General features: G+C 33.7%; 15 protein-coding genes. 1 reads left to right on the forward strand and 14 read right to left on the reverse strand.

Annotated features, from left to right (window positions below):
- Window positions 1-9 precede the first annotated feature (9 nt).
- The 6 genes from AAGV33_RS07940 to AAGV33_RS07965 form a co-directional block, all read right to left on the reverse strand.
- On the reverse strand, window positions 10-1,368 hold the full coding sequence (locus AAGV33_RS07940) for a glycoside hydrolase family 28 protein (protein ID WP_373391434.1): 1,359 nt from the start codon (window positions 1,366-1,368) through the stop codon (window positions 10-12).
- A gap of 8 nt (window positions 1,369-1,376) precedes the next feature.
- Complete coding sequence (locus tag AAGV33_RS07945; protein ID WP_373391435.1) at window positions 1,377-2,108, reverse strand: rhamnogalacturonan acetylesterase; 732 nt, start codon at window positions 2,106-2,108, stop codon at window positions 1,377-1,379.
- A gap of 9 nt (window positions 2,109-2,117) precedes the next feature.
- Complete coding sequence (pelA, locus tag AAGV33_RS07950; protein WP_373391436.1) at window positions 2,118-4,160, reverse strand: pectate lyase; 2,043 nt, start codon at window positions 4,158-4,160, stop codon at window positions 2,118-2,120.
- A 6-nt stretch (window positions 4,161-4,166) separates the two neighbouring features.
- Window positions 4,167-5,792: a glycoside hydrolase family 43 protein gene (locus tag AAGV33_RS07955; protein ID WP_373391437.1), complete on the reverse strand. Its 1,626-nt coding sequence runs from the start codon at window positions 5,790-5,792 to the stop codon at window positions 4,167-4,169.
- A 233-nt stretch (window positions 5,793-6,025) separates the two neighbouring features.
- Window positions 6,026-7,240: a glycoside hydrolase family 88/105 protein gene (locus AAGV33_RS07960; RefSeq protein ID WP_373391491.1), complete on the reverse strand. Its 1,215-nt coding sequence runs from the start codon at window positions 7,238-7,240 to the stop codon at window positions 6,026-6,028.
- A gap of 78 nt (window positions 7,241-7,318) precedes the next feature.
- Window positions 7,319-8,752: a glycoside hydrolase family 28 protein gene (locus AAGV33_RS07965; RefSeq protein ID WP_373391438.1), complete on the reverse strand. Its 1,434-nt coding sequence runs from the start codon at window positions 8,750-8,752 to the stop codon at window positions 7,319-7,321.
- A gap of 331 nt (window positions 8,753-9,083) precedes the next feature.
- Between AAGV33_RS07965 and AAGV33_RS07970 the strand changes: the two genes are divergently transcribed.
- The gene (locus AAGV33_RS07970) at window positions 9,084-10,109 is read left to right on the forward strand and encodes a LacI family DNA-binding transcriptional regulator (protein ID WP_373391439.1); all 1,026 of its coding nucleotides are present in this window, start codon (window positions 9,084-9,086) and stop codon (window positions 10,107-10,109) included.
- A gap of 64 nt (window positions 10,110-10,173) precedes the next feature.
- Here AAGV33_RS07970 and AAGV33_RS07975 read toward each other — a convergent pair whose 3' ends face one another.
- From AAGV33_RS07975 to AAGV33_RS08010, 8 genes are all read right to left on the reverse strand, one after another.
- Window positions 10,174-11,790, reverse strand: a complete 1,617-nt coding sequence (locus AAGV33_RS07975; protein WP_373391440.1) for a UxaA family hydrolase — start codon at window positions 11,788-11,790, stop codon at window positions 10,174-10,176.
- 31 nt (window positions 11,791-11,821) lie between these two features.
- A complete protein-coding gene (locus AAGV33_RS07980; protein ID WP_373391441.1) occupies window positions 11,822-13,264 on the reverse strand; it encodes a tagaturonate reductase in 1,443 nt (480 codons plus the stop codon).
- Between the two features lie 30 nt (window positions 13,265-13,294).
- The gene (locus AAGV33_RS07985) at window positions 13,295-13,966 is read right to left on the reverse strand and encodes a bifunctional 4-hydroxy-2-oxoglutarate aldolase/2-dehydro-3-deoxy-phosphogluconate aldolase (RefSeq protein WP_373391442.1); all 672 of its coding nucleotides are present in this window, start codon (window positions 13,964-13,966) and stop codon (window positions 13,295-13,297) included.
- Window positions 13,967-13,977: 11 nt separating this feature from the next.
- Entirely contained in the window at window positions 13,978-15,000 is a 1,023-nt protein-coding gene (locus tag AAGV33_RS07990; protein ID WP_373391443.1) for a PfkB family carbohydrate kinase, read from the reverse strand.
- A 119-nt stretch (window positions 15,001-15,119) separates the two neighbouring features.
- The gene (gene uxaC / locus AAGV33_RS07995) at window positions 15,120-16,532 is read right to left on the reverse strand and encodes a glucuronate isomerase (RefSeq protein WP_373391444.1); all 1,413 of its coding nucleotides are present in this window, start codon (window positions 16,530-16,532) and stop codon (window positions 15,120-15,122) included.
- A gap of 18 nt (window positions 16,533-16,550) precedes the next feature.
- Window positions 16,551-17,342: a gluconate 5-dehydrogenase gene (locus AAGV33_RS08000; RefSeq protein WP_373391445.1), complete on the reverse strand. Its 792-nt coding sequence runs from the start codon at window positions 17,340-17,342 to the stop codon at window positions 16,551-16,553.
- A 6-nt stretch (window positions 17,343-17,348) separates the two neighbouring features.
- Complete coding sequence (kduI, locus tag AAGV33_RS08005) at window positions 17,349-18,185, reverse strand: 5-dehydro-4-deoxy-D-glucuronate isomerase (RefSeq protein WP_373391446.1); 837 nt, start codon at window positions 18,183-18,185, stop codon at window positions 17,349-17,351.
- A 141-nt stretch (window positions 18,186-18,326) separates the two neighbouring features.
- Window positions 18,327-19,772, reverse strand: coding sequence for an MFS transporter (locus AAGV33_RS08010; protein WP_373391447.1), 1,446 nt, complete (start codon window positions 19,770-19,772; stop codon window positions 18,327-18,329).
- Window positions 19,773-19,913 lie beyond the last annotated feature (141 nt).

Here is a 19,913-nt window from a genome sequence, read left to right on the forward strand (position 1 = left end):
ACCTTAAAATTATTTTACTGAACTGGGCACACCAATTTTATCTCCAATTACAATTTCGTTTATACTCACATTTTGAGTATTGGTTAAAGTCATTCCGTTTTTAGCTGATTTTACAGTGATTTTATCCAAAACTATATTTTCAACTTTCTTTTCTGGAAAACCTTCAATAACAATGGCTGCATTGGAAGCCGACTCACAACTCACATTCGAAATAGAAATATCTGAAATTTTTGAAGGATATAAACCACCTCCTTCTCCATGGTAATTAGCAGTCATGTAGATACAATCTTCTACCTGACCCAGAGCAATATTTGAAAAATATAAATCCTTTACATAACCACCTCTATCCGAATTGGTTTTGATATAAATTCCTCTTTTTAAATAACCACTTGCTTTACAATTGTCAACAAAAACATTACGAACACCAGCTGACATTTCGCTACCAATAACGACAGCGTGCAATCCTTTGAATTCACAATTTCGAATAACAATATTCTCCGATGGATTATTGGAATTCGCACGACCTTCATCATCGCGTCCGGCTTTAATAGCCACATTATCATCGCCATTATTAAACTGAATATTCTCTATTAAAATATCGCTCGAATATTCAGGATCAATTCCGTCGTTATTGTTATTATGAGCGTCATATTTTAACCCTCGAAGGGTAATACTTTTCGATTTTAATAAATGCACACACCAAAATGGAGAATCTTCAATAGTAACGCCTTCCATTAAAATGTTTTTAGAATTTAAAAACTGAATCATTTGCGGTCTTAAAAAATGACCTTTACCAAAAACACGATCTTTTAACGGAACATTATTATGATTCATTTCCCGGCTTAAAAGCTTGTCTTTTTCTTCAAGCGGTTTCCATTTTATCCAGGTATTTTTAGCCTCACCATCAATGGTACCTGTTCCGGTTATAGCCACATTTTCGACATTATTTGCATAAATCAGCGGACTGTAATTGTACAACATCGTTCCTTCCCAACTGGTTAAAACCAATGGATAATCATCAGGATTAGAACCAAAACGTATTTTTGCTCCTGCTTCCAGATGCAAATTCACATTACTAACAAAATGAATCGGCCCATTAATAGTATAAACTCCTTTAGGAACTACAATAGTCCCTCCTTTCTTTTTACCACAGGCTTTCATAGCCTTGTCAAAAGCCGATTTACAATTGGTAACCGAATCACCTTTGGCTCCAAATTGAGTCACCGTAACCTTATACTTTGGAAAAACAGGCAACTGAATACGATTGACAATTCTTTCTATTTCAACCGTTTTATCCACAATTTTAGTTTGCGAACATAAAACATTGAAACACAACAACAGGACGAAATAAAAAAAATTGTTTTTCATGGTAATTATTATTTAATGTATTTTTTCAAGTCTAAATCCGTTTTTTTCAATTCGGCTATAGCCAATTTAGCAATTTCAGTAGCGCCTAATAATGACAAATGAGTGTCGTCATGTTTTTCGGTTTTGTAAAAAGAATTTTCACCTGCATTAAAATGCAAATGCAATTTTTTAGAACCTTCCACACCATAAGACTCTTCTAACAATTCCGTTAAATATTGTAAATCAATAAATGGCACTTTATAATCTGTAGCAACTAATCGAGTTTCCAACGGATAAAGTCCGTGTGTATCCACCAAAGTACCTTTTTCGTTGAAATTTCGTCTAACAATAGAAGAGAACAAAATTGGAGTTGCTCCTTTAGCTCTGGTTTCTTGCACAAATCGGATTAAATTTTGGCGATAAGCCGTACGCGGATTCGTGTACACACTTGGTTTATTTTCTTTTTGATCATTATGTCCAAATTGGATAAAAACATAATCGCCTTTTTTAAGCGTTTCTAAAACCGAATCCCAGCGTTTTTCATTGATAAAACTACGGGTGCTACGACCATTTTGCGCTCTATTATCAACTACCACATTATTATCAAAAAATTGTTGTAAAACCTGTGCCCATCCGTGTTCTGGATTTTCAGTTGGATTGGATTTATTTGCCATTGTAGAATCGCCAATCGTATAAACTGTCGTTTTTTGGGCAAAACAACTGCTAGCAATTAATAAAAAAAGAAATAATTTAATTTTCATAAAAATGTTTTATTTAAAATCGGAATACCAATTCAAATTTACCTTCGAATTTGATTCTCCTAAAATTTTCTCTAAAGTATAGTTTTTCGCTTCTGATTTTTTCAATTGGTATGACCAAGCTACTCTGTTTTCTGGCTGAAATCCTGATCCATAGCAATTGTATTCTGCATAAAAAGAAGCTTTCTCAGCATCTGCTTTTGACCAATTGTTCCAACCTTCTTTTCGAATGTGTTTTCCCATTTCGCAATTCAAAAAAACTGTTTTTGCATGAATACGCCAAGGTCGTCCCAGATAAACTTGAGTTGCTTTTTCATTTGCAGTCAATTTGCAATTCATAAAAACAAAACCATATTTTGCACCTTCCGTTGTTGAAGCTGCAGTCAAATAAGAATCGCTTTTAGCATGAATCGTACAATTATCAAATACAGCAGTTGTATTTCCAAAAATAAAATCAACCGTTCCTTCAATAAAACAATCTTTAAAATACTGTTTAAATCCTTCACCCGAAGTGTACAAAGTATCCTGATTTCCTGAAATTATACAATTAGAGACCACCACTCTATTGGCAACTACAGACAAAGCGACAGCTTGCCCTACAGGACCAGCAGTATTTTGAATAGTCAAATTAGATGCTACAAAATCATTGGCTTCAACCGAAACTGTTGGCGTCATAAACGTACTATTTCGACCTAAATTGATTTTTCCAAAATAATCATCATAACTAATGATGGTTTTTTCTTTGCTTTCACCAATTAGTGAAATTTTAGTATTCCACTCTGGAACACGCACTTTTTCATAATAAATTCCGTTTTTTACCGTAATAAAAACACGCTTGTACGGAAAAGAAGGCGAATTGTATATGGCATCCTGAATACTCGTATAGTCTCCGCTGCCATCTAAGGCTACTATAATGTTATAGTCGTCTTTAGGTGCTTTAGTTACTTTTTTTTGGATGGAATTTGATTCAGTTGAAAGTTTTTTTTTCCACTTATCGTATTTTTTCAATACTTCTTTAGGTTCATTGGTGTACCAGGCATAACCATTTCTTCTTTCGTCTCCAATTTCAGATAAGGAATATTTTTTGACTCCGTCTCTGTCTGAAAAGAAAGGTTTATTGTCGTCCAATTCCATAAAACGAGCCCAAAGCGGAAGCGCATTAGCATCTGGAATCATTTTTTTATCGACTATTTTACCGTTTTTTACAATGCGTTCCTCTCTTAATCCTGTAATTTTTACTTTTTCAAACCACGTAACCGCAGCATCAACCGCAGTAATTACTTCTTTCGAAGGATTCTCAATCGACATTAACAACAAAACAATTTTAGCTGATTCTTTACCACTTAAAGAGGGTAACTCATACGCACGAGCTTTGGCTGGCAAAAAAGTATTTTCATCGTGCTGTGCACACCAGGCTGTCAACACGCCGTTTTGTTTGTATTGGGTTTTTATGATACAATCAATTCCTTTATCAAAAGCAATTTTGCATTTTTCAATAATTTCTTCCGATGGCTGAATCGAATAATATCCTGTTTTATTCTTAAGTTCTATTATAATTTCCAGAATTCGTACCATCGAATCATCATTATACGTAATATGTGTATAATATCCTTTTTTCAAAGGATAAAATTGCGGCCATCCACCATTACCATATTGCGCTTTTAATAAATAATCCAATCCTAACAGAAAGGCTTTTTTATAGCTTTCGTCAGGCTGTTGCTTGTAAATTTTAGAAAGAAAAAGCATTTCCTGAGAAGTCGCATTATTATCCGTAGTACTGCCTTCTGCTGTATTTTTCAATCCTAACAATTCTTTCTTTTGAGTATCAGAAAGTGGTTTTTGCATCTGAATATTTTTTGGCCATCCACCAATATTACGTTGGTACAACAACACATTTTCTGCAACAGCTTTTGCTTCTGAAGATGCAAACCATTGGTCATTACTATCCATTTCGGTAATACTCTTCCATGATTTATCAAGAACTTGTGCATCAACACTAATTCCTGTAGTAAATGAGACAAAAAGTGCTAGTATAACTTTACAAAAAGTATTCATAATTTCTTATTTATTAAATCGAAACCAATCGATATTTACACTTCCAGCATCATTAATTTTCCCTTCTCTAAGCGCTGTAAATCCAAGTTTAGCACCAATCCATTTTCCTTCACGAGATTTGAAATCTTCGCCTAATGGTTGGAATTTCTCACCGTCTAAACTATAAAAGAAACTGCATATTCCGCCGTCTTTTACTTTCACTTGTAGGTAAAAAGAATTGCTTGCTAGTTTTACTGCTTTACTTTCCGTTTCAACGCCTTTTTTATCGGCATTTTTACAATTTACCTGAGAGATAAATAATTCTCCTTTTTCTTGTTTTACTTTTAGCATACTGTAATCCAAACCAAGAACAACTAAACCAACGCTTTCTCCGTCAAAACGCGCATTAAAAGTCATTTTGGCGGTAGCCGTAAATTCGTTAGCTGGAAATTTCTGTGCTAAAATATTGGGTACATCAAATAAATTGATTGCTTTTTCAGGCATTGGACGACAGAACATGGTGTAATGTCCCATTGATGTCGGCATTCCCCAATACACTTGATAATTAGCATGCCATTGCCATTGCAATCCTAATTTAGGAGAATTAAATTCATCTGAATCTGGAGGTGTCATTATTGGATAAGTTTTTCCAACATTCGGTTTTTTATAAGTCAAAACGGGCTCTCCTTTTCCGTCTTTGTCATTATCAATTCCAATAACAGGCCAATCGTTAATCCATTTCATCGGTTGCAAATGCACAATTCGTCCATAAGCCCCTTTATCCTGAAAATGAAAAAACCAATCTTCGCCCGTTTGAGTTTGTACCCAGGCTCCCTGATGAGGTCCATTAATAGGCGTATTTCCCTGATCTATAACTTTTCGTTTTTCATAAGGACCAAAAACATTTTTAGAACGTAAAACCGTTTGCCAACCAGTAGGAACACCACCTGCTGGAGCAAAAATGTAATAATAGCCATTTCGCTTGTAAAACTTCGGCCCTTCAACGGTAGCTTCATCAAGATGTCCGTCAAGAACCATAACTGCATCGTCATTAGCGACTGTTCCTTCTGGATTCATTGAACAAACAGCCAATAAACTTTTGGCACCAGCACGACTTCCTGCAAAAGCGAATCCTAAATAAGCCTTACCATCATCATCCCATAAAGGTGCTGGATCAATAAGTCCTACTCCTGCTTTTACTAATATTGGCTCAGACCAAAGTCCTTTTGGATCCTTAGTTTTTACCATATAAATTCCGTAATCCGGATCTGGATAATAAATATAAAACTCCTTATTATGATAACGAATACAAGGAGCCCAAACTCCGTTTCCGTGTTGCGGGATATCAAAAACATCAAAAGGAGGTTGTTTTTGAAGCGCATAATTTACCAATTCCCAATTGACCATATCCTTAGAATGCAAAATAGGCAAACCAGGAACACAATTAAAAGAAGAAGAAGTCATGTAATAATCGTCCCCCACTCTAATCGCATCCGGATCAGAATAATCAGCATGCAAAATGGGATTTTTATAAGTTCCATCGCCATTATCAGCCACCCAAACTTTAGAATATTCATTTGTTTTTTGTGCAACAGTTAGTTGGCTCGAAAGCATAACTAATCCTATTGCAACTGCATTATTTATAAACTTCATAGAAGAAAATTAATACATTAATAATGTGATTTTTTAAACCATATAAGTCATATAAGTTTTGACCTGAATTCGTTTAATTTACAAATTTAACTTTAAACACAAGCCCACATAAGCATAAATTGGCTTGAGAAATCTCATTTTAGATTTAACAAAACCATCAAGAAATTAAGAGACATTAAGTCTAAATTTTCTTAATTTCTTAATGGTGAACTTTTAATCTTTATGGTTTGAAATTATCTGTTTAATTCGATAGCCGCTAAGATAAATGGCCCTGTTGCTTTAGGATCATTGTCTTTCTTTTTCTCATTTACATAATACTCATAAGAACCATCTCTATATGGATTCCCACCTAAACCTGCTACCTGGCAACATTGAGTCAATGTAATTCCACCATCAGCATCAGTCTTGATTAATTGAGTAGTTAAACCATCAAAAGCATGATTAGCTACTTTTTTAAATTTAGCTGGCAAATAGCCTTTGTTTACTCCTTTTGCTAAAGCATAAGCAAACATAGAAGAACCTGAAGCTTCAAGATAATTTCCTTCTCTATCGCCCATATCAGTTACCTGATACCACAATCCTGTTTTTTTGTCTTGAACTTTTTCTAAGGCTACAGCCAACTCGTTCAAGTAACCTACTAACTCTTTTTGTTTTGGATGTTCTTTTGGAAAATTATCCAAAACATCAACTAATGCCATTGCATACCAACCTAAAGCACGAGACCAGAAATTAGGTGATTTTCCAGTTACTTTATCAGCCCAAGGCATCATTTTACTTTCGTCCCAAGCATGGTACAATAATCCTGTTTTAGGATCTTTATCGTTTTTCTCAAGCAATTCAAATTGTTTGGCTACATCATCAAGATTTTTTCCATTTTCAAACTTAACCGTATATTCAGTGTAGAAAGGTTGTCCCATGTACAAGCCATCTAACCACATTTGATTTGGATAGATTTTTTTATGCCAGAATCCTCCACTTGCTGTTCTCGGCTGTCCATCTAATTGTTTTCTGATGGTTTGCATAGCCGTTAAATATTTTTTCTCTTTTGTTTTATCATAGATACTGAACAAAATATTAGCTGCTACCACCATATCGATATTGTATTTATCCATATCATAAGTAGCAATTTTACCATTTTCGTCAATTAAAGCATCGGCGTATCCTTTTACATATTCGTAATATCTTTCGTCAGCTGTTTTTTTGTAAAGTTCCTCAATAGAACTCGCTACTAAACCGTGAACATAATCCCATTTTGCTGTAGTTCTATCATCAATTTGAAAAGCTTTTGGATGGCGTTTCATTAATGTCAACGCCATCTTTTCAGACCATTTCAAGTTTGACGATGTTAATTCTTTTTTAGTTGAAGATGCAGTTGATTGTGATTTACAGCTTGTAAAAACCAAAGTTCCTGCTAAAATAAAAGTGAAAATAAATTGACTTGCTTTCATCATGTTATATTTTTAAATTGATTATATATATTTCTTTTTTTAAACTTCTGATTGATAATTTTATAAAAACTCTAATTCTTATTTAGGGCTTTCTGCTTTTTTTCCATTGATATAAGTCTCAACAAATTGAATATTAGTTACATTTTCTATCGAATATGCTTCACCTACTTTATCAATTGTTACATTTTTTAATAATACGTTTTCAATTGGTAATTCTTTGTATCCTTTAGCCAAAACGCCAAATTTTCCACCATTTTTAACTTTTACGTTTTCTAAAATCACATTCTTTACTTGAGGAATAAAATTTCCTGTTTGATTTCCGTAAACATTATAAAACATATTGATCCTTAAAACAGCTTCTTTTACTTGTCCTACTTCAATGTTTCGAACAAAAACATTTTCAACAATACCACCTCTTCTAGAATTTGATTTTATTCGAATGGCTCTATCTAAATTAGGACTGTCCATTTTGCAATTTTCGACAAAAACATTTTTTATCCCTCCAGTCATTTCACTTCCCATAACTACACCACCGTGACCGTCAAGCATCATACAATCTTGTACAATTATGTTTTCGCTTTTCATAGCTACTCGTCTTCCATCACCATCTTTACCTGCTTTAATTGCAATACAATCGTCACCTGTATTAAAAGTACAATTTTTAATAATCACATTTTTAGAGTATTCTGGATCACATCCGTCATTATTAGGACCATGACTTTCTACAGTAACACCATCAACTGTTACATTAGTGGATTTCATTGGATGAATAACCCAAAACGGAGCGTTTATAATCTTTACATCTTTAATCAAGGCATCAGTACAGCTAAAAAACTCTACAAAACTCGGTCTCAAATAAGAACCTTCTCCATAAATTCTTTGCTCAACTGGTACATTTTGTTCCCCTGATTCTACTAAACGAACACGATTTTGAGGATCATTCTGATTTCCTTTTCCTTCAGACCATCCGTATTGTTTTGCACCACACCAGTACCACCAGTTTTCGTTATCGGCTTGACCGTTTAAAATTCCTTTACCCGTAACGGCGATATTTTTTTTATTGTAAGCGTAGATTAATGGAGAATGATTCATCAATTCGGTTCCTTCAAAAGAAGTAAGCACTAATGGATAATCAGAAGATTTAGTGCTAAATAAAATCTCAGCACCCTCTTCTAAATGAAGATTTACATTATTATCTAAATGAATAGGTCCTGTTAAAAATTTACCTGATGGAACAACAACTTTTCCGCCTCCGTTTTTTGTACAAGTTTCAATTGCTCTTTTAAAAGCTTCAGAATTATTATGCTGTCCTCCACTTTTTGCTCCAAAATCAACAATACTATATGCTTTATTTTTAAAAGTTGGAACCACTACTGCTCTTTCTATTTCTTGTTTTACTTTCCATGGATCAGTTAAAACATCAGCACTTTTTTGAGCAGCACAATTGAAGAAAAGAGCCGACACTAAAGCTGTAGAAAAACACAAAAGTGATCCGTAAAATTTATTTTTCATCGATTAAAAAATTAAAGAAGTGTAAATTTTGAATAAAAACAATCGACTAACACAAATTTCATTCCGAAACAAAAGCGTAAATTGATGCAATCGATTACACAAATCTATAGCTATTTTTTATAAAAAACTATATATTTGGATAAAAAAAAAATAGATTTACACAAAAAAAAGATGTTTTATTTTAGTTAATAGAAAAATACTATGAAAAACAACTATTAACTGTAAAAACAAGCTTAAAAATTTCTTTTGATTTCAAATTCAAATTTATATGAAACACAAACAAACGATTATAGAAAAAAAAATATTATTTTTACCGAGATAGACTATTATAATGAGTGAAAAAACAACGATTTATGACATTGCCAAGGAGCTAAATATCACTGCAGCAACTGTCTCAAGAGCATTAAACAACAACCCAAAAATAAGCCATAGTACACGAAAATTAGTTCTTGAAACAGCTAATAAAATGAACTATAAGCAAAACAGACTAGCACTAGCATTAAGAAGCGGAAAAAGCAATAATGTTGGCGTTATTGTACCCCGAATTAACACTAATTTTTTCGCATCAGTAATTAGAGGTATTGAAGAAGCCTTACATCCAGAAGGTTACCATGTTATTATTTGCCAGACACATGAAGACAAGAATAGAGAAATTGAAAACATCAATACTTTATTAAACGCTCAGGTTGATGGTATTTTAATGTCTATATCTAATCTTCCTAAAGAAAACGATCATTATCTGCAACGCGTAACGCAAAAAAATATTCCTCTAATCTTTTTTGACAGAAAAAAAGAAATGGATAATGTAAGTTCAGTAACCATTGATGACTATCAGGCATCTTATGAAATTACGCAACACCTTCTCGAACAAGGTTGTGACAAAATTGCCTACTTCTCCGGAGATCGTACTTTAGAGATATATGAAGACCGGTTTAGAGGTTATCAACAAGCCTTGCTTGACAATAATATCGCAATAAACGAAGATTATATTATTCCTATAAAGAGTAATGTGGTTGAAGGAAGAGATGCTGTTGAAAAATTATTAGCGTTAGAAAACCCGCCAAATGCTATTTTTTCTACTAGTGATTTTGCTGCTTTAGGTGCCATTCAAAAACTAAAAGAACATAACATTAAAATACCTGAAGACTTTTGCGTTTTTGGTTTTGGCAATGAACCTTTTACCAAATTTATGGAACTATCAATTTCGAGTGTGGATCAGGCGCCATTAGAAATGGGAAAAATGACTGCTCAGGTATTTTTAGACAAAATAAACAATGTAGACAATACTAAAACAGGAAAAACAGTAGTATTAATGCCTAAACTGCACATCAGACAATCATCGACAAGAATAAAATAAAAAAAGGGAAGTGTTTAAAAAAACACCTCCCTTTTTAACTAAAAACAAAATCTAAAAACAATCTTTATAGCGATACTCCTCTTTTCCAAGGAATGAAGTCATTTTGATTTAAAATCGCAGCCTTAGTCTTAATTTCACCACTAGCTACTTTAATAATATATTCTAACATTTCATCAGCTGTTTCTTCAATCGATTTTTCACCTGTAATAATTCCACCAGTATTAAAATCGATAATATCAGACATTTTTTCTGCCAATTGCGTATTAGATGATACTTTTACTACCGGAGCAATTGGATTTCCTGTTGGAGTTCCTAAACCTGTTGTAAACAATACCATATTTGCTCCTGAACCTACCATTGCAGTAGTACATTCTACGTCATTTCCTGGAGTACATAGTAATGTAAATCCTGGTTCGTTGATATACTCTCCATAATCATAAACCCCTACAATTGGTGAAGTTCCACCTTTTTTAGAAGCACCTGCTGATTTCATAGCATCCGTAATCAAACCGTCTTTAATGTTACCCGGAGAAGGATTCATATCAAATCCTGAACCTGCATCAACAACAGTTTTCTCATACCATTGCATTAACTCTAAGAAACGTTCTCCGTCTTTATCATCCACACAACGGTTAACTAATTCCTGCTCAACACCACATAATTCAGGGAATTCAGAAAGAATAGTAGTTCCTCCTAAAGCCACTAATTTATCAGACAACACCCCTAATGTTGGGTTTGCAGAAATTCCTGAGAATCCATCTGAACCACCACACTCTAAACCAATTCTTAATTTAGATAATGGAGCTGGAGTTCTCTTAATTTCATTTGCTTTTTTAATCGCTTCGAAAGAATCTTTAACCACACTACTCAACATAGCCTCGATAGTTCCAATAGACTGTTGGTCGTAAATTAAAACTGGTTTTTGGTTATCAGGATTAATAGCTTTTAAAGCATCCTGAAAAATTGAGATTTGTAAGTTTTGACAACCTAAACTCAACACCGTTGCTCCAGCTACGTTAGGATTATTTACATATCCAGCCAATAATTTTGCTAAACTATGTGCATCCTGACGAATTCCTCCACAACCACCTTGGTGCGTGATGAATTTTACTTCGATATTATTGAATAATTCAGCATCATTTGAAGCCGCTTCGTTACCAGCACCTCCAGTTTCTGATTTCACTAATGAACGCAACAACAATTGGTAATCGTTTTCTTTTGGCTTCATTAATTCCTTTTCGAAAATATCTTTCAAGATTTCGATATTTCTGTTTTCACAAAAAACTAAAGGAAAAAACAACCATACGTTTTCAGTACCTACCTGACCGTCTGCACGGTGGTATCCGTTAAAAGTTTTATCTTTCCATTTGTCAACGTTAGGAACATCCCAACCAATAGTTTCTGTTTTACCAGTAACTTTAGCACTTTCGTGTTTTACATTAAGAGTAGTAATAACATCTCCTTTTGCAATTTTTTGGTTTGCTTTCCCTACGATTACACCATACATATAAATTTTGTCTCCAGATTCAAAATCTTTCATCGCAATTTTATGCTTCATCTTAGTATCTGATAATACTAAAACGTCTTCTCCTTCAAATGCAATAGTTTCTCCAGCAACTAGGTTTACTAAAGCTACAGCTACATTATCAGAAGGATCTACTTTTATTAATTTCTTTTGCATTTTAATTACTTGGTTTTTTGTTTTTTGTCTTTTATTTTTTTTGAGAGAAATTGATATAACCTTGTTCTATACCATTGGCTTCAATTTCATTTAAAGCAAGCACTAAAGTTTGTGCTAATCCATCAACTTTTGTTAAATCTTCGTCCCAAAATGCTGTATTACTTAAAACGCTAGCCACAACAGCATCTAAATCTTTTAATTCCCATGCTTTTTTGAATTCTTCAACTAATTCCGGAGTATCTTTTACAGGTAAAGCTTCGTTATTCCAGGTTCCTTTGTAGAATTGGATTAAACAAGCTAATGAAAAAGTTAAGCTAGTAGGAAGTTGTTTAGTAGCATTATAATATCCCAATAAACTTGGTAAAACTCTTACTTTGAATTTTGAGATTGAATTTAAAGCAATATCAGCCAATGCATGCTTGATAAATGGATTTTTAAAACGATCCATTACTTCTTCAGCATAGGCAGTGATTTCGTTTTTATCCATAGGAAGTGTTTCGCTAATTTCACTGATAACATTATCTACAAACGGTCCAGTAAAACCACCATTAACGGTTTCCATAACCAATTTGTTACCATATAAAAGTGAAACAGGAACCATCGCAGTATGAGCTCCGTTCAAAATACGAACTTTAATCATTTTGAATGGACGAATATCATCAACAATTTTTACATTCAAATCTGTTTTATGAAATGGTAATTTTGCTTTTAAATCATCCCCGCCTTCAATTGCCCAAAGGAAGAATGGCTCAGCCGCAACAATTAAATTATCCTGATAATCTAATTTATTATTGTAGTCTTCAATTTCAGCTCTTGGATATCCAGGAACGATTCTGTCAACCAAAGTACTGTGATACGTACAAGCATCAGATACCCAAGTTTTGAATGCATCCTCTAATTTCCATAAATCAACATATTGCAAAATACATTTTTTAAGTGCCTCTGAATTATAATCAATCAATTCACAAGGAATGATAGTCAATCCTTTAGCAGCATCTCCATTAAAATGTTTGAATCTTTCGTATAATAAAACAGTCAACTTTGCAGGGAATGAAGCTGGTGGCTGCATATCCGGAGTATCAGTATTAACAAATTCAATTCCTGCTTCTGTAGTATTTGAAACAATAAACTGAAGTTCTTCTTCTTTAGCTAATGCTAAATAATCAGCAAAATTACTATAAGGGTTTATAGCTTTTACAATATTAGAAATTAACTGAATATCTTGTATTTTTTCACCTTTTTTAATTCCGTTCATAAACAATGTATAAAGACCATCCTGATCATTAATCATGTCTACCATACCACCTGCTAATGGCTGAACAACTGCAATTCCGGCATTGAAATCTACTTCATTATTTAATCTTTGAAAAGCGTAATCAACGAAAGCTCTTAAAAAGTTACCTTCACCAAATTGTACTACTTTAATTGGATTTAATTGCTCTAAACCTCTATTTTTTCTATTTAATTTTTCCATTGTATTGAACTAAATCTATTGTACTAATTTTTATTTTTTGCGTAAATCGCTAATAATTGCTAAAGTATCTTTTACTTTTTGAGTTAATCCAGCGTAGTCTTTGCTCTCTAAAACTGCTGCTGAGATTAATTGAGAACCAATTCCAACACAAGTTACACCTGCATCAAACCAAGATTTCAAGTTTTCTCTTTCAGTAGAAACTCCTCCTGTAGGCATAATGCTTGTCCAAGGACATGGTCCTTTGATTCCTTTGATAAATTGTGGTCCGTAGATTTCTCCCGGGAACAATTTTACAATTTCGCAACCTAATTCTTCGGCTCTGGCAATCTCTGACAATGTACCACAACCTGGAGACCATAATACTTTTCTACGATTACAAGCAATAGCAATATCTTCTCTAAACACAGGAGTTACAATAAAATTAGCTCCTATTTGCATATACAATGAAGCAGCTGCAGCATCAGTTACAGATCCTACTCCCATTATCATTCCTGGTAATTCTTTGATAGCGTATTTTGTTAATTCAGCAAAAACTTCATGAGCGAAATCTCCTCTGGCAGTAAACTCCATCAAACGAGCTCCTCCATCATAACAAGCTTTCAAAACATTTTTACTTACTTCAATATCTTTGTTAAAAAACAATGGAATCATCCCTGTTTCTTTCATTGCAATAGCAACTTCTATACGTGTAAATTGAGCCATTTTATCTTTTTTTATCTTGAAACTTTACCTGTAAAATCACCGTCAAGTAATTTTTCAATTTCATTTTTAGTAATTAAATTATAATCTCCGAAAATCGTGTGTTTTAAACAACAAGCAGCCACTGCAAAGTTTAATGCTCTTTCTTTATCCAAAGGTTCTTCGTTCAATCCGTAGATCAAACCGCCCATGAAAGCATCTCCACTACCTACTCTATCCACCACAGGAGTTACGTCCTGAACAGCAGCTTTGAATATTTCTTTTCCATCATAAAGGATTCCTCCAATACGCTGATGAGAAGCACTTACTGAATAGCGCAAAGTAGTTGCCATAAATTTCAATTCAGGACACAATTTGAAAACAGTATCGTAAACAGCTGGTAAAGTTTCCGGTTTTTGATAATCAGGATCTACTTTATCTAAACCTAACATAAAATTAGCCGTATCAATATCGCCTAATATAATGTTACTGTATTTCAACATTTCTGGCATAACGTCTTTAGGTTGTTTGCCATAATTCCACAATTTGGAACGGTAGTTTAAATCAGTAGAAATAGTCAAACCTAATTCGTGAGCCACTTTTATAGCTTCCAAACAAGCTTCGGCAGCCGTTTCAGAAAGTGCAGGAGTAATTCCGCTCCAATGAAACCAGGTTGCATCTTTTAATATTTCTTTCCAGTCAAATTCTCCTTTTTTCAAAGTAGACATTGAACTGTTTGCTCTATCATAAATTACATTACTGGCACGAGTACTAGTTCCTGTTTCAAGAAAATAAATCCCCAAACGATCGCCACCTTTCATTACATTTTTACAATCTACATCCAGTTTGCGCATTTCGTGAATAGCACAATTACCTAATTCATTATCAGGTATTTTAGTAACAAATTCTGCCTTCATCCCGTAATTTACAAGCGAAACAGCAACATTAAATTCTCCCCCTCCATAGGTTGCTTTATACGAATCGGCCTGAGCAAATCTCAAATGCCTTTCTGTTGATAAACGCAGTAGAATTTCTCCAAAAGTGACTACTTTTTTCATATGTAGTTAATGTTTTTTTTCAAGGAATATGTCATCGCCATTCTTCATTTATATTTTTGATAATTGAATCATGGCGATTTCAAGTGAAAAATTTTTATAAATTATACTTAATTATTTTCTTAACCTTTTACTGGAAATTTAAAATATTCCTTAGCGTTACCATAGCTAATATCGGATACCATTTTTCCAATCCATTCCATTTCAGAAGCTGGTAATTCACCTCTTTTGATTTCATCACCCAAAAGGTTACAAAGGATACGTCTGAAATATTCGTGTCTTGGAAAAGACAAGAAACTTCTTGAATCAGTCAACATACCCACAAAACAGCTAATCAAACTCATGTTAGAAAGCGCATTCAATTGTTTTGTCATTCCGTCTTTTTGATCTAAGAACCACCATCCTGAACCAAATTGTACTTTTCCTCTAACACTTCCGTCGTTAAAGTTACCAATCATGGTAGCCATCACTTCGTTATCCGCTGGATTCAAGTTATAAATAATAGTTTTAGTCAATTTATCTTTACTGTCCAAAGCATTTAAGAAAGCTGATAATTTTTGAGCCTGTGGATAATCTCCAATAGAATCCCATCCTGTATCAGGTCCTAAAACACGGTGCATACGAGCATTATTATTTCTCAAAGCTCCTAAGTGAAATTGTTGTACCCATCCAAATTCATGATACGTTTCACATAAGAATACTAAAATAGCACTTTGGAATTTCAACGCTTCTTCATTACTGATCACTTGATTTTCTCTTTTCTTTTTGAAAATAGCACTTACTTCGTTTTCAGTATAGTTTTCGAAATAAATTTGGTCTAATCCGTGGTCACAAAGTTGGCAACCATTTGCATTAAAATACTCAATTCTATTTCTTAAAGCGGCACGTAAATCAGCATAAGTATTGATTTCAGTAGATGCTTTTTGTGCTAAAACATCAAGGTATTCGTTATAACCATCATTTGCAATTAAAATCGCTTTGTCAGGTCTAAAAGCAGTACTTACCGTTGTTTTAAAATCACTTTTCAATAATTGAGCGTGAAAATCTAAACTATCAATTGGATCTTCAGTAGTACATACTAATTCAGCATTTACTTTACGCAACAAGTTTCTTGTGCTGTATTCCGCTGAATTTACTTTTGCAGAAGTTTCTTCGTAAATTCTTTCAGCCGATTTCTCGTTTAATAAATCAGTAATACCAAAATAACGAGCTAACTCCAGGTGAGTCCAGTGATACAATGGGTTACGCATTGTATAAGGAACTGTTTTTGCCCAGTTTAAAAATTTATCTTTATCAGAACCATTACCAGTAACAAATTGTTCATTGATCCCTAAAGTACGCATGGCGCGCCATTTGTAGTGATCACCCTTAATCCAAACATCAGTAATGTTGTTGAAAATTTTATCTTCAGCAATAAACTGAGGGCTTAAGTGATTATGGTAATCAATAATCGGTTGGTTTTTAGAATAATTATGGTATAATTCTTCTGCGAATTTATTTTCTAATAAAAAGTTATCGTTTATAAAAGTGCTCATTATAGTTTACTTAAAATATTAATCTTCATTTGATGGTTTTCCAATGGTAGCCAAAATTCCACCATCAACATATAAAATGTGACCGTTAACAAAATCACTAGCTTTAGACGATAAAAAGATAGCTGCTCCAGCTAAATCTCCCGGGTCTCCCCATTTAGCCGCTGGTGTTCTGCTGATGATAAAATCGTTAAATGGATGTCCATCAACTCTAATTGGTTTTGTTTGTTCTGTTGCAAAATAACCTGGACCAATTCCGTTAATCTGCACATTGTATTTAGCCCATTCGGTAGCCATATTTTTAGTCAACATTTTCAAACCACCTTTTGCAGCAGCATAAGCTGAAACTGTGCTACGCCCTAATTCACTCATCATTGAGCAAATATTGATGATTTTTCCTTGTCTTCTCTCAATCATTCCTTTAGCCACATGCTTAGAAACAATAAACGGACTCACTAAATCTATATCAATTACTTCTCTGAAATCAGCAACTTCCATATCAAGCAATGGAATTCTTTTAATAATTCCAGCGTTGTTAATTAAGATATCGATTGGTCCAACTTCGCTTTCAATTTTTGCTACAGCTGCTTTAACTTCCTGCTCTTCAGTTACATTAAATCTGTAACCAACAGCATTAATTCCTTCGCTTTTAAGTGCTGCTACAGCGTCATCAATTTTTTGTTGCGATGAATTTCCGTTTATAACAATTGTTGCTCCTGCTTCACCTAAACCTTTAGCCATTGCCATTCCCAGTCCGTGTGTACTTCCTGTGATAAGAGCAACTTTGCCTTTTATATCAAATAAATTTGTCATTATTTTTTATCTTAAATCAGTGATTTTACAAACATCCATATCTCCATAATCCAAGTTCTCTCCAGCCATACCCCAAATAAAAGTATAATTAGATGTTCCTGATCCAGAGTGGATAGACCATGGTGGAGAAATAACCGCTTGATGATTGTTCATCCAGATGTGTCTTGTTTCTTGTGGTTCTCCCATAAAATGACAAACAGCTTGATTTTCTGGAATATCTAAGTAAAAATAAACTTCCATACGACGATCATGAACGTGAGCTGGCATAGTATTCCATACACTTCCTGGACGCAATTCGGTCATTCCCATTTGCAATTGGCAAGTAGTAACTACACTTCCAATAATCATTTGGTTTACCGTACGGTGATTAGCCGTTTCCATAGTACCTAATTCTAATTTGTTTGCCTCAGCTAAACTTACCTGAACTGTTGGATAAGTAGTATGAGCTGGAGCCGAATTAATATAAAATTTAGCTGGGTTTTTAGCGTCAGCACTTTTAAATATTACTTCTTTATTTCCGCTACCAATATATAAAGCATCTTTAAAACCTAGTTCGTATGATTTGCCTTCAACAACTACAGAACCATTTCCACCAACATTGATAATTCCCATTTCTCTACGCTCTAAAAAATAAGTTGATTTTAGAGGATCAATAGTCTCAAGTGTCAAATCTTTTACAGGAACAGCTGAACCAGCAATATATCTATCATAGTGCGAGTAAGTTAATGTAATTTCATTTTCTTGCATTAGATTATCAATCAAGAATTCATCTCTTAATTGTTTGGTATCATATTGTTTTACTGCTTGAGGGCTAGAGGCGTATCTAGAACTATAATTTGTCATAATTATCTAATTTTAATGTAATCGATTACAAAGGTATTAATTTAATTTATTTATTCTCTATTTTATAAAAAAACAAAGTTCTGTATAAAAAGTTAAAAAAAAGAAAAAAGCCCTCTTAATTACAAGAGAGCTCTTTTGATTTTATAAATCAGTTATAGGTGCATATTTAGGCACTAATGATTTCATAACCATCCAACCTATCAAATAACAAACGGCACAAATGGAGAAGATGATAAAGTAACCTGCTTCAATTCCTTGGAAACCCATAAAATCCATATTGGTATTTTTACTATAATCAAACAAAACTCCTGAACCTTTATTAATAACTGTCGAGCCAATTCCTCCAGCTAAACCACCAATACCTGTAATGGTAGCTATGGCTTTTTTAGGAAACATATCTCCTACTGTTGTAAAAATGTTAGCAGACCAAGCTTGGTGAGCAGCTCCTGCAATACCAATAATAATTACTGGCAACCAATACGAAATGTGCCCTAACGGTTGAGCAACTAATGCTAATAGTGGAAAGAATGCAAATATCAACATCGCCTTCATTCTTCCTTCGTATGGATTCATTCCTTTTTTCTCTACAAAATAAGTTGGCAACCAACCTCCAATTATAGACAATAATGTAATCATATACAATACAAATAATGGAAAAGCCGCTTCTGTAGAATCCATTCCATAAACCGAACTTAAATAAGCAGGTGTCCAGAATAAGAAAAACCACCAAACTCCATCAGTCATGAATTTTCCAAAAGCAAAAGCCCATGTTTGTTTGTATCTAAAACAATCTTTAAAAGTAACTCTTGTAGTCGTTTCAGGAACATACCCTACTAATTTACTATCAGCAATAACATCTTGTTGAATGTATTCTAATTCAGCCGGACTAACTTTTGCATGCTTTTCTGGTTTATCATACATAAAAACCCAGAATCCCATCCAAACAAATCCTAGAGCACCAATAATTATAAAAGCCATTTCCCAACCGTAAGCTTTAGCAATAAAAGGAATTGTTATTGGCGCAGCCAATGCTCCTACTGTTGCCCCTGCATTGAAAATACTAGTCGAAAACGCTCTGTCTTTTTTTGGAAAATATTCGGCTGTAGTTTTAATTGCAGCTGGAAAATTTCCTGCTTCTCCTAATGCTAACACAAAACGAGCAAAAATAAACAACGTAACACTCACATTAATAACTAAACCTGTGTCATTAATATTTTCAATAATATTTTTAGCTCCTTCAAAACCCACGAACCAATTTCCAGTGATAATTCCAGAAGTTGCAATTCCTGCAAATGCGTGCAAACAAGCTCCTAAAGACCAAACTCCAATTGCCCAAAGGAAACCTTTTTTAGTATCCATCCAATCTACAAACTTCCCTGCAAACAACAAAGAAACTGCATAAAAAATTGAAAACAAGGCTGTAATATTTCCGTAATCGTTATTTGTCCAGTGAAATTCAGGAGCTATAAAATCACTCCATGTCAAAGACAGAACCTGTCTATCTAAATAATTTATTGTAGTTGCAAAAAACAATAACGAACATATTGTCCAACGATAGTTTCCAACAGCTTTTGGTGTTTGGCTCATAATTAAAAATATTTATAATAAAGTTAAAAGTTAAATACTTTACAAGACCTTTTGAATAATTACAGCATTATAAAAAAAGGCAAAAAACAACGCAATATTTTAAAAAACAAAGCGTAAAACACTATTAATCAATAAATTAAT

This window comes from Flavobacterium magnesitis (genome assembly GCF_041729735.1).
GTDB lineage: Bacteria > Bacteroidota > Bacteroidia > Flavobacteriales > Flavobacteriaceae > Flavobacterium > Flavobacterium magnesitis.

Bases quoted from the DNA above. Each gene is read 5' to 3' on its own strand.
- AAGV33_RS07990 (WP_373391443.1), bottom strand. From the start codon at position 15,000: ATGAAAAAAGTAGTCACTTTTGGAGAAATTCTACTGCGTTTATCAACA.
- AAGV33_RS07970 (WP_373391439.1), top strand. From the start codon at position 9,084: ATGAGTGAAAAAACAACGATTTATGACATTGCCAAGGAGCTAAATATC.
- AAGV33_RS08010 (WP_373391447.1), bottom strand. From the start codon at position 19,772: ATGAGCCAAACACCAAAAGCTGTTGGAAACTATCGTTGGACAATATGT.
- AAGV33_RS07985 (WP_373391442.1), bottom strand. From the start codon at position 13,966: ATGGCTCAATTTACACGTATAGAAGTTGCTATTGCAATGAAAGAAACA.
- AAGV33_RS07965 (WP_373391438.1), bottom strand. From the start codon at position 8,752: ATGAAAAATAAATTTTACGGATCACTTTTGTGTTTTTCTACAGCTTTA.
- kduI (WP_373391446.1), bottom strand. From the start codon at position 18,185: ATGACAAATTATAGTTCTAGATACGCCTCTAGCCCTCAAGCAGTAAAA.
- uxaC (WP_373391444.1), bottom strand. From the start codon at position 16,532: ATGAGCACTTTTATAAACGATAACTTTTTATTAGAAAATAAATTCGCA.
- AAGV33_RS07940 (WP_373391434.1), bottom strand. From the start codon at position 1,368: ATGAAAAACAATTTTTTTTATTTCGTCCTGTTGTTGTGTTTCAATGTT.
- AAGV33_RS07975 (WP_373391440.1), bottom strand. From the start codon at position 11,790: ATGCAAAAGAAATTAATAAAAGTAGATCCTTCTGATAATGTAGCTGTA.
- AAGV33_RS08000 (WP_373391445.1), bottom strand. From the start codon at position 17,342: ATGACAAATTTATTTGATATAAAAGGCAAAGTTGCTCTTATCACAGGA.
- AAGV33_RS07945 (WP_373391435.1), bottom strand. From the start codon at position 2,108: ATGAAAATTAAATTATTTCTTTTTTTATTAATTGCTAGCAGTTGTTTT.
- AAGV33_RS07960 (WP_373391491.1), bottom strand. From the start codon at position 7,240: ATGAAAGCAAGTCAATTTATTTTCACTTTTATTTTAGCAGGAACTTTG.
- AAGV33_RS07980 (WP_373391441.1), bottom strand. From the start codon at position 13,264: ATGGAAAAATTAAATAGAAAAAATAGAGGTTTAGAGCAATTAAATCCA.
- AAGV33_RS07955 (WP_373391437.1), bottom strand. From the start codon at position 5,792: ATGAAGTTTATAAATAATGCAGTTGCAATAGGATTAGTTATGCTTTCG.
- pelA (WP_373391436.1), bottom strand. From the start codon at position 4,160: ATGAATACTTTTTGTAAAGTTATACTAGCACTTTTTGTCTCATTTACT.